Genomic DNA, 9631 nt, shown 5'->3' with positions numbered 1-9631 from the left:
GGCGCCGGGACCGATCAGCCACGCCTGCACGTGGTTTGACTTGACCGAGTCCTGCGAGCAGACGGCTTCCGGGTGGGTCCGGTTGACCAGGTCAGCTACCGAGCGTGGTCCGAGGTATCTCACCATGCCCAGCCCGGTTGCCAGGGCGGCGCCCGTCGCGAGCACCGCGGCACCTGGATACTTGGCTGACCCGGCGGCGATGCCGAGCACACCGCGGGTGTACTTGTGGTCGGTGGCACGGGGTCGGCGGTATAGCGCAGCGGCGTCGGCGGGCTCCAGTCGGAACACCGCAGGGGCAGGTAGTGTCGCGTCAAGCCCGATATCAACTACCCTGATACGCCCAGCGGCCTCGGCCCCGGCTCGTGTGAGCAGCCCGGTTTTCAAAGCCCCGAAGGTGACTGTCAGGTCAGCGCGGAGTACCGGTTCGTTCACGGCGCCGGTATCAGCGTCCATGCCGCTGGGCAGGTCGCAGGCGACGACGACGCCGGAGGCCACCGCTGAAATGTCTCTGACGAAGGTGGCGGCGGGCTCGCGCAGGGCGCCGGTGCCACCAATCCCAAGAATTCCGTCGATAATCAGGTCAGCGCCGGCACAGGATGACACCAGGTGGTCGGTGGACGCCGGAGTAAGCAGTTCCACGCGTCCGCCCGCGCGCTCAAACGCGGCGAGCGCCTGCGGGTGGGTGGATTCGGAGGTCAGGACCGCTGTGGTGAGCACCCCCCTCCCGGCCAGCCGGGCCGCAGCGAAGAGCGCGTCCCCAGCGTTGTTGCCGCTGCCGGCAAGGACGACAGCCGTGCGCCCGTAACAGCCGCCGGTGCTCTCGATCAGCTCCCCGGCCGCTGCGGCATACAGCCCATGGGCAGCGCGCTGCATCAGGGCGTCACCGTGTCCGGCCGTGAGGAGGGGGGCTTCAGCCGAACGGATCGCACTGCCCGAATAGGCGCTAAGCATACTTAGGAGTCTAACCCGGCTGCTGGGGGGCCCTGCACCACCGGCGCAGCCTCGGCCACTACCATTGCCGTCGCCACCCCTCCGTCATGACTGAGCGAGAGATGCCAGCGGTGGACACCCCGCGCCGCGGCTGCCGCAGCAACTGTCCCTTTGGCCTCCACCGAGGGGCTGCCCCCGGCGTCGACCCCAATCCAGCAATCCTGCCAGTTCATGCCCGCCGGAGCACCCAGCGCCTTGGCAACTGCCTCTTTAGCGGCGAACCGTGCGGCGAGCGAGCGCAGGTTAAGCACCCGCTCGGCCGGCACGAACAGTCGTTCGCGCAGGCCGGGCGTCCGTTCCAGCTGGCGGCCGAACCGGTCGACATCAACCACGTCAACGCCGATGCCAACTATCATCGGCAGTTACTCGACCGTCACTGACTTGGCGAGGTTGCGGGGCTGGTCCACGTCATACCCCTTGGCGGACGCCAGCTCGCAGGCAAAGATCTGCAGCGGCACCGTGGTGAGCAGCGGTGCCAGCAGGGTGGGTGTCTTGGGCACATAGAACACGTGTTCGGCGTAGGCCTCCACCGAGGTGTCACCCTCCTCGGCGATCACTATGGTCACCGCGCCGCGGGCACGGATCTCCTGGATGTTGGACACCACCTTGGCGTGGAGTGAGTCCCTGCCGTTCGGTGAGGGAACCACCACCACGACAGGCTGACCGTCCTCGATGAGCGCAATCGGGCCGTGCTTCAGCTCGCCAGCGGCAAACCCTTCGGCGTGGATGTAGGCGAGTTCCTTCAGCTTCAGTGCACCCTCCATAGCCACCGGAAAACCGACGTGGCGGCCGAGGAAGAGCACCGATTTGGCGTCGGCCATGTCCCGCGCAAGCTTCTTGACCTTGTCGGCGTTGTCCAGGATGTTCTGGATCTTGGCGGGCATTTCGGCCAGGTCGGCGAGGACGTCAGCAATCTCATCCCCGTACTTGTTACCGCGCAGCTGAGCCAGGTACAGACCCAGCAGGTAGGCGGCGGTGATCTGGGCCAGGAACGCCTTGGTCGACGCAACGGCAATCTCCGGGCCCGCATGGGTGTACAGGACGGCGTCGGATTCGCGGGGAATGGTCGACCCGTTGGTGTTACAGATCGCCACCACCTTCGCGCCCTGTTCACGGGCATAGCGCACGGCCATTAGCGTATCCATGGTCTCGCCGGACTGGGAGATGGCTACCACGAGGGTCTTCTCGTTGACGATGGGATCGCGGTACCGGAACTCATGGGAAAGCTCCACCTCGGTGGGGATACGGCACCAGTGTTCGATCGCGTACTTGGCCACCTGCCCGGCGTAGGCGGAGGTGCCGCAGGCCAGGACAACTATCTTGTCCACTGACCGCAGGATTGCCTCGTCGATGCGCAGTTCGTCGAGGATCAGCCTGCCCTGCGCATCGGAGCGGCCGAGCAGCGTCTGGCCGACGGCGTCGGGCTGGTCATTGATTTCCTTCTCCATGAAGGAGGGGTAGCCGCCCTTTTCAGCTGCTGCGGCGTCCCAGTCCACGTGGAACTCTTTGCCCTCTGCGGGTGCGCCGAAGAAGTCGGTGATGACAACTTCGTCGGGGGTGATGGTGACCACCTGGTCCTGACCTAGTTCAACCGCGCGACGGGTGAAGTCGATAAAGCCCGATACGTCCGAGCCGAGGAAATTCTCTCCGTCGCCCAGGCCGACGACGAGGGGCGAGTTACGCCGGGCGGCTACCACGACGCCGGGCGAGTCCTGGTGGACAGCGAGAAGGGTGAAGGCGCCTTCGAGCTGCTGGCTCGCCTTGCGCATGGCGTTGGTGAGCGGGTCCGGATCACCGGCGGCGGTAAGTTCCCGGTAGATGCCGCCCAACAGCGCCGCTGCGACTTCGGTGTCGGTTTCCGAGAGGAAGGTTTCGCCCTGCTCCAGCAGCGCTGCTTTGAGCTCGGCGAAGTTTTCGATGATGCCGTTGTGGATGACAGCGAGCTTGCCGTTGTCGGCCAGGTGCGGGTGGGCGTTCGTGTCGTTGGGCGCACCATGCGTGGCCCACCGGGTGTGGCCGATGCCTGTCATTGACGCTGGTAGCGGGCTGGCCTCCAGCTCGGCGACCAGGTTGCTGAGTTTGCCTGATTTTTTCCGCGATGCGATGCCATTCGGGGTCAGCACAGCCACCCCAGCGGAGTCATACCCCCGATATTCGAGGCGCCGCAGCCCCTCCATGACAACGTCCAGCGCACCGTGAGTCGCTGTTGTTCCGTCGGATGACACTGATGACCGGCCTACGTAGCCTACGATTCCACACATGGGCTTAAGCGTACCGTCAGCCCGAGGCATCGGTTGCAGCCAGCCACCCAGAGCCGGCAGCCGGGGCGGTCGAGGTTCGCATCTGCGGCCGCCAACGGGCACAATTCGGATGGTGAATGAAACAAATCCCGGGATGACCGCGGGCAACGGTGCGGAGAGCAACTTCACGCCCTTTGTCGAACTGGACCGCCAGACCTGGGCCCGGCTGTCGAATGAGATCACCTCTCCCCTGGATCTCGAAGACATCCTGCGGCTGCGGGGGTTGGGCGATGAACTCAACCTCGACGAGGTGCGAGAGGTGTATCTGCCCCTGTCCCGGCTCCTGTACCTCTATGTCGCCGCCGCTGGCGAACTGCATGCCGCAACCACAACCTTTCTGGGCGAGCAGCGCACCCGCACCCCGTTCGTGATCGGCGTCGCCGGCTCGGTGGCCGTTGGCAAGTCGACGACCGCCCGCGTGTTGCGCGAACTGCTCAGCCGGTGGCCGGACACTCCCAACGTGGAACTGGTCACCACTGATGGGTTCCTCTACCCGAATGACGAGTTGGAGCGGCGCGGCCTGATGCACCGCAAGGGTTTCCCCGAATCGTATGATCGACGACGCCTGCTCAGATTTGTGAGCGAAGTCAAGAGTGGCGCCGAAGAGGTCAGCGCCCCCTGGTATTCCCACCTGACCTACAACATAGTGCCGGACAAGGAGGTGGTGGTCCGGCGCCCGGACGTCCTGATCGTCGAGGGCCTGAACGTCCTCGCGCCAGCCCGGACCCGCGCTGATGGGAGGTCGGGACTCGCGCTGAGCGATTTCTTCGACTTTTCCATCTACGTGGATGCCAAGACCTCCCACATTGAGCAGTGGTACGTCCAGCGGTTCCAGTCGCTGCGGACCGGCGCCTTCGCCAACCCGCAGTCCTACTTCCACAGGTATGCCTCACTGACCGACGACGAAGCACGCGAGACAGCGCTCGGCATCTGGAAGCGGATCAACGAGCCCAATCTGATGGCCAATGTGCTTCCCACCCGGGGGCGGGCCCAGCTGGTGCTGACCAAGGAAGCCGATCACTCAGTGCGGCGGATGCTGCTCCGGAAAACATGACAGCGTTCGGCCGGCGGTCCTTTCGACAGCTCTGGGCAACGACGGCGGCCCTCGCCGTCGTTCTCTCCGGCTGCGGGGCGCCCGCACCGGAACCCACGACGGCCCAGGCGACCTCGCTGCCGTCAGCACTGGGCTCCGGACTGCCGGGCCCGGGCAGCGGCGAGGTGCCAGCACCGGCCCAGCGGTCGCCGTCGCCTGCCGGGTCTCCGGTTGCCACGGCGGCGGCTCGCGGTGATGACGCTGACGCCTACGCCGATCCCTCAGCCATAACCGTCGTCGTCAATAAACGGCGGCCTCTCAACCCGGTCGACTATGCCCCGTCGGAATTGGTCCTGCCAGACGTAGCCCTCGCTGTGGACCGCGCCAACGCGATGCTCCGGCCCGACGCCGCCAACGCGGTGGAGGAGATGTTCGCTGCGGCAGCCGACGACGACGTCGTCCTCACCCTGGTCAGCGGCTACCGCTCGTACGCCGTGCAGGCGGACACCTACAACTACTGGGTGAGCCTCAATGGCAGCGCCGAGGATGCCGACAACTATTCTGCCCGGCCCGGATTCTCTGAACACCAAACCGGGCTTGCCTTCGATATCGGTCAGGGTGACGGTGCCTGCACCCTCCGAGGCTGTTTCGGTGACACGGCCGCCGGCATCTGGGCAGCCAACAATGCCCACGAGTTTGGATTCATCCTCAGATACCCGGAGGGGCGCCAGGAAACGACCGGGTTCCTGGCTGAATCCTGGCACTTTCGTTTCGTGGGAATCGAGACCGCCGCGTCGATGAGAGCTGACGGGACCGAGACCCTTGAGGATCACGTCGGGCTGTCTAACGCACCCGACTATGGTTAGGCCGATATCCTAGGCGCATGCTAAACGGATTCAAGACGTTCATTTTGAAGGGCAATGTGGTGGACCTCGCCGTTGCGGTGGTCCTCGGCAGCGCGTTCGGCGCCGTTGTTACTTCGCTGGTCGACTCAGTATTTATGCCACTGATCTCGGCCCTGGTTGGCTCACCGAACTTTGATGACTTCGCGAAAGTCACTATCAACGGCAACGACATCATGTTCGGTGTCCTGCTGACCGCAATCGTCAATTTTTTGCTCGTTGCGACAGCGATCTACTTCGTGGTGGTGCTGCCGATGAACAAGATGATTGAGCGTCGCAACCGCAGCCTCGGCATCTCAGAGCAGGAACCGGCAATGGATCCGCAGATCGCTCTCCTCACTGAGATCAGGGACAGCCTCGCCGCCCGCCGCTGACCCGGGACGGTGGTGAGCAGTCAGGGGCTGGGACTTTCGGCCGGAAGACTCAGGCCTGCGCCGGGGTAAGGGCCAACCGGAGCTGAACTGTTTCGGCGAGGCGGCTGGCAGTGAGATGGGCAGTGTCCATATCGGAGGCCTCCACCATGACCCGGACCACCGGCTCGGTGCCGGACGGGCGCAACAGGACGCGCCCTGTCTCCCCGAGTGTGTCCTGTGCCCTAAGGACTGCCTGCTGGACGTGTTCGTTGGTGGTAACCGCAGCCTTGTCCACGCCCTTGACGTTGATGAGGACCTGGGGGAGCTTGTTCATGACCCCGGAGAGCTCCTTCAGGGATCGCCCGGTGCGTGCCACCTGCGCGGCAAGTTGCAACCCGGTGAGGACGCCATCGCCGGTTGTTGCGTACTGAGCGAAGATCACGTGACCCGACTGTTCTCCGCCAAGGCTGTAGCCGCCGTCGCGCATAGCCTCCAGCACGTATCTATCCCCCACTCCCGTTTCCCTGAGGCTGATCCCGGCTTCCCGGAGGGCAAGCTTCAACCCAAGGTTGCTCATGATGGTTGCCACCAGGGTACTGTCCTTGAGGGTTCCTGCGGCGTTCATCGCTAGGGCCATGATCGCCATAATCTGGTCGCCGTCGACGATGTTTCCCTCGTGGTCGACGGCGAGGCACCGGTCGGCGTCGCCATCGTGGGCGATCCCCAGGTCGGCGCCGTGTTCCAGCACGGCCTCCTGGAGCGGTCCCAGATGGGTGGACCCGCACCCGTCATTGATATTGATCCCATCGGGATCAGCACCGATGACAACTATCTCAGCGCCTGCGTCAGCGAAGACCTGTGGAGAGCAGCCGCTCGCGGCGCCGTGAGCACAGTCCAGCACCACTTTGACGCCGTCGAGGCGATTCGGGAGGGTCTGCAGCAGGTGGATTACATAGCGGTCCTCGGCGTCTGCGAAGCGCTGGATGCGTCCCACGTCGCCTCCTGTGGGCCGGCGCACCGGGCGGGTCAGCTCCAGTTCAATAGCGTCCTCGATCCGGTCATCAAGCTTTTTCCCACCGCGTGCAAGGAATTTGATGCCGTTGTCCGGCGCTGCGTTGTGTGAAGCGGAGATCATCACCCCGAAGTCGGCGTCCAGGTCTGCGACCAGGAAAGCCGCCGCAGGGGTTGGAAGGATCCCGGCGTCGTAGACGTCAATGCCAGCACCGGCCAGTCCCGCCTCAACCGCGGCGGCGATGAAGTCACCGCTGATTCGCGGGTCACGCGCAATGACGGCAGTCGGCCGCCTGCCGTCCGTCATGCTGTGCCCCAACACCACTGCTGCCGCCTGAGCCAGCTTCATTGCCAACTCCGGGGTGATCAGTTCGTTTGCCAGTCCGCGGACCCCATCGGTCCCAAATAATCTACTCATCGATGTACATCCTAGTTCAGAGGGAATCGATCCCGGCCTTAAACACCTGACGCCCGTCCGGTAACCGGACGGGCGTTAGGACCACTGAAGGCCGGGCATCCGAAAGTGGAAGCGCGCCGGTCCACGTGGTGGGTTAGCGCTTGGAGTACTGAGGTGCCTTGCGGGCCTTCTTCAGACCAGCCTTCTTACGCTCGATCACTCGTGCGTCGCGGGTCAGGAAGCCTGCCTTCTTGAGGATAGCGCGGTTGTTCTCGCGGTCAATCTCGTTCAGGGAGCGGGCGACGCCGAGGCGAAGCGCACCGGCCTGGCCGGACGGGCCACCACCGTGGATGCGGGCGACGACGTCGTAGGATCCGAGGAGATCAAGGATCTTGAACGGATCGTTGACTTCCTGCTGGTGCAGCTTGTTCGGGAAGTACTCGGCCAGCTCGCGGCCGTTGACAATCCATTTGCCGGTGCCCGGTACAAGCCGGACCCGTGCAACTGCTTCCTTGCGACGTCCAACGGCTCCGCCGCCAACGGTCAGTGCGGGACGTTCCGTGGCTGTTGCCTCGGTGGTCTCGCCGGTTTCTGAGGTGTAGCTCGTAAGCTCCTCAGTTGATTCATTCAGCTCTTCAGTGTTCTGAGCCACGGTTCTCCTTGAATTAATTTCTTAGTGTGTGGTGGCCAGGACTACTGGGCGACCTGGGTAATTTCGAAGGTCTTCGGCTGCTGTGCAGCGTGTGGGTGCTCAGCACCGCGGTAGACCTTCAGTTTCCCGATCTGCTGGGCAGCCAGGGAAGTCTTGGGAAGCATGCCTCGGATTGCCTTCTCCACAGCGCGGACTGGGTTCTGCTCCAGCAGCTCTGCGTAGTTGACTGACGAGAGGCCACCCGGGAACCCGGAGTGGCGGTATGCACGCTTCTGCTCGAGCTTGGCGCCGGTGAGGGCAACCTTCTCGGCGTTGATGATGATGACGAAATCGCCCATATCCATATGGGGTGCAAAGGTCGGCTTGTGCTTTCCGCGCAGCAGTGTTGCGGTCTGGCTGGCAAGTCGGCCTAGGACAACGTCGGTGGCGTCAATGACGTGCCACTGGCGGTTGATGTCGCCTGGCTTCGGGGTGTACGTACGCACGGTTTTTGCCTTCGTTTCTTGTTCGGTGACGCCTTCACAACCGGGAGTTAATCCCCGCGCGAAAGCTCAGCTTATGCATGCGCTACCGGAACTTCAGGTGAGGGCTGAAAGCCAGTGATCCCGGTTATCTCGGCCATTTCCGCGGGCCAGGTGACTCTGCAACCGAGCCGCCACGCGGGTATGGACGTATCGAGGTGGGATACGCACAACGACTACCAAGATTAGCGCGAAGCAAGGGCTCAGGTCAAAGCGGGGCCTCAACGTGCCAGCGAAGTGCACCGCTGCGGAGGATCACTAGCTATTTTGGCAGACGGCAATCGCCGTGGGCGTCACAGCAGCGGCGGCGGGCCTTCATCGCAATGGTGCTGGCGAGGGATACTGACTATGCCCTTCTTGATGAGCCCTTAAACAACCTGAATCTGCGGCACACGGCCCAGGTCATGCGCCTGGCGCGTCGGGCCGGCGATGAGGGGGAACAGGATTGTTCTGGTGATGCACGACATAAATTTTGCGTCGGTCTGCTTGGACCGCGGGCCGCTCACGTGTGCACGTTAGCTAGTCAGTGCCGGGATGATGGAGCCTGAAAAAACCTGCCAAGCGAGAGCCGTCTTGGCCGTGAGGCTGAGTGTGATGTAGACCCGTTCGCCGTAAAGATAGTCTCGCCACGGACCGACCTGGCGGTATTGGAGCACCTGATTGATTGCAAAGGTGTTGAAGAACAGGAACAACGAGATGATGATGCCGTAGACAAAGGCGGGCGGCTCCACCGAGTTCGTCGACCCGACGGAGACAAAGTAGATCAAAATTACAATCCAGGGCACCAACCCGGCCATCGACCCCAAGGTGAACGGAAGGAAATTGCCGCTCCCCGGTTTTTCGTATTTTTCCTGAAGGGCACCAAATCCGATCATCGCCGCATTCGCGGCGAACAGTGAAAACAGGGCGGCGACGTCGGTGATGCCGGTTGTCTGGGCAATGAGCCAGATCATCACCGATGAGCTCAACGAGTACTCAACCCAACGGAAGTAGTTGTGGTTGGCCTTCAATCCGGACGCATAGCGTTGGAAGAACAATGGCGACGCAACCGCAAAGTGGAACAGCGCCGAGAGCGCGAGAAATACGACCACGCCAGCACCGACGTTGACGCTGAAGAGTTCAACACGCTCAGGCGGCAAAGGGAAACCGGGAGGACCCGCCAGATAATCAGCGGTCACGGCAAAAGTGACCTGGGTGCTCAGCATCGCGAGGATGATCGCGAAGCCGATCGCTTGGATGAGGTGCAACGACCCTGCGACCACGTTGTAACGCCGGAGACGACGAATGCTGTCGTCGGGAGTGCGGGCTGCTCGCGACATAGGGTGCTCCTCATAGAGCTGACGTTTACCGTGCGTGATGGTGATCCTAGCACTCACTCACTTACCCACCTAGTGTAGCGTGTCGTTGATTCCTTTGGGGCTGATTGTTTGTCAGACTTGATTCATGGTTTATTTGGCGAGGGCATTGGAGTT

General features: G+C 63.1%; 10 protein-coding genes and 1 pseudogene. 4 read left to right on the top strand and 7 right to left on the bottom strand.

The annotated features are described in order from the left end of the window. The 3 genes from Y703_RS18125 to glmS all read right to left on the bottom strand — a co-directional run. Positions 1–951: NAD(P)H-hydrate epimerase (locus Y703_RS18125; RefSeq protein ID WP_081743403.1), on the bottom strand; the 951-nt coding region annotated here is incomplete at its 3' end. 2 nt (positions 952–953) lie between these two features. Further along, positions 954–1346, bottom strand: coding sequence for a holo-ACP synthase (locus tag Y703_RS0105325; protein ID WP_026551881.1), 393 nt, complete (start codon positions 1344–1346; stop codon positions 954–956). 6 nt (positions 1347–1352) lie between these two features. Next, positions 1353–3251 (bottom strand): glutamine--fructose-6-phosphate transaminase (isomerizing), encoded by a 1899-nt coding sequence (glmS, locus tag Y703_RS0105320; RefSeq protein ID WP_026551880.1) that lies wholly within the window; start codon positions 3249–3251, stop codon positions 1353–1355. 133 nt (positions 3252–3384) lie between these two features. Here glmS and coaA point away from each other — a divergent pair, with 133 nt between their 5' ends. From coaA to mscL, 3 genes are read left to right on the top strand one after another with little or no spacing between them, the layout of a single operon-like run. Continuing rightward, the gene (coaA, locus tag Y703_RS0105315) at positions 3385–4344 is read left to right on the top strand and encodes a type I pantothenate kinase (RefSeq protein ID WP_026551879.1); all 960 of its coding nucleotides are present in this window, start codon (positions 3385–3387) and stop codon (positions 4342–4344) included. Next, positions 4341–5189, top strand: a complete 849-nt coding sequence (locus tag Y703_RS0105310; protein WP_026551878.1) for a M15 family metallopeptidase — start codon at positions 4341–4343, stop codon at positions 5187–5189. Before coaA ends, Y703_RS0105310 begins: the two co-directional genes overlap by 4 nt. A 17-nt stretch (positions 5190–5206) precedes the next feature. Further along, positions 5207–5599 (top strand): large conductance mechanosensitive channel protein MscL, encoded by a 393-nt coding sequence (gene mscL, locus Y703_RS0105305; protein ID WP_026551877.1) that lies wholly within the window; start codon positions 5207–5209, stop codon positions 5597–5599. 49 nt (positions 5600–5648) lie between these two features. On the opposite strand, the gene glmM is transcribed toward mscL, so the two are convergent. The 3 genes from glmM to rplM all read right to left on the bottom strand — a co-directional run bounded on the left by glmM (position 5649) and on the right by rplM (position 8123). Beyond that, positions 5649–7007 carry a phosphoglucosamine mutase gene (gene glmM, locus Y703_RS0105300; protein ID WP_026551876.1) on the bottom strand — a complete coding sequence of 453 codons (1359 nt, stop codon included), beginning with the start codon at positions 7005–7007 and terminating at the stop codon, positions 5649–5651. A 133-nt stretch (positions 7008–7140) separates the two neighbouring features. Continuing rightward, positions 7141–7638, bottom strand: a complete 498-nt coding sequence (rpsI, locus tag Y703_RS0105295) for a 30S ribosomal protein S9 (protein ID WP_026551875.1) — start codon at positions 7636–7638, stop codon at positions 7141–7143. A 41-nt stretch (positions 7639–7679) separates the two neighbouring features. Beyond that, complete coding sequence (rplM, locus tag Y703_RS0105290; protein WP_019481538.1) at positions 7680–8123, bottom strand: 50S ribosomal protein L13; 444 nt, start codon at positions 8121–8123, stop codon at positions 7680–7682. Between the two features lie 335 nt (positions 8124–8458). Between rplM and Y703_RS22910 the strand changes: the two are divergent. Next, positions 8459–8639: pseudogene (locus Y703_RS22910) on the top strand (iron ABC transporter ATP-binding protein); the annotation flags it as partial. Positions 8640–8674: 35 nt separating this feature from the next. Here Y703_RS22910 and heR read toward each other — a convergent pair. Beyond that, positions 8675–9478, bottom strand: coding sequence for a heliorhodopsin HeR (heR, locus tag Y703_RS0105285; RefSeq protein ID WP_026551874.1), 804 nt, complete (start codon positions 9476–9478; stop codon positions 8675–8677). Positions 9479–9631: the final 153 nt, after the last annotated feature.

The sequence above is a fragment of the Arthrobacter sp. H20 genome (assembly GCF_000520515.1).
Classification (GTDB): domain Bacteria; phylum Actinomycetota; class Actinomycetes; order Actinomycetales; family Micrococcaceae; genus Arthrobacter_D.
Note: the sequence above shows the minus strand (reverse complement) of the source record. Positions and strands in the feature narration are given on the sequence as shown.

What these genes read in the sequence shown, in the direction of transcription:
- Y703_RS0105325 (WP_026551881.1), bottom strand. Translation starts at nt 1,346, where the DNA reads ATGATAGTTGGCATCGGCGTTGACGTGGTTGATGTCGACCGGTTCGGC.
- heR (WP_026551874.1), bottom strand. Translation starts at nt 9,478, where the DNA reads ATGTCGCGAGCAGCCCGCACTCCCGACGACAGCATTCGTCGTCTCCGG.
- mscL (WP_026551877.1), top strand. Translation starts at nt 5,207, where the DNA reads ATGCTAAACGGATTCAAGACGTTCATTTTGAAGGGCAATGTGGTGGAC.
- glmM (WP_026551876.1), bottom strand. Translation starts at nt 7,007, where the DNA reads ATGAGTAGATTATTTGGGACCGATGGGGTCCGCGGACTGGCAAACGAA.
- glmS (WP_026551880.1), bottom strand. Translation starts at nt 3,251, where the DNA reads ATGTGTGGAATCGTAGGCTACGTAGGCCGGTCATCAGTGTCATCCGAC.
- Y703_RS0105310 (WP_026551878.1), top strand. Translation starts at nt 4,341, where the DNA reads ATGACAGCGTTCGGCCGGCGGTCCTTTCGACAGCTCTGGGCAACGACG.
- coaA (WP_026551879.1), top strand. Translation starts at nt 3,385, where the DNA reads ATGACCGCGGGCAACGGTGCGGAGAGCAACTTCACGCCCTTTGTCGAA.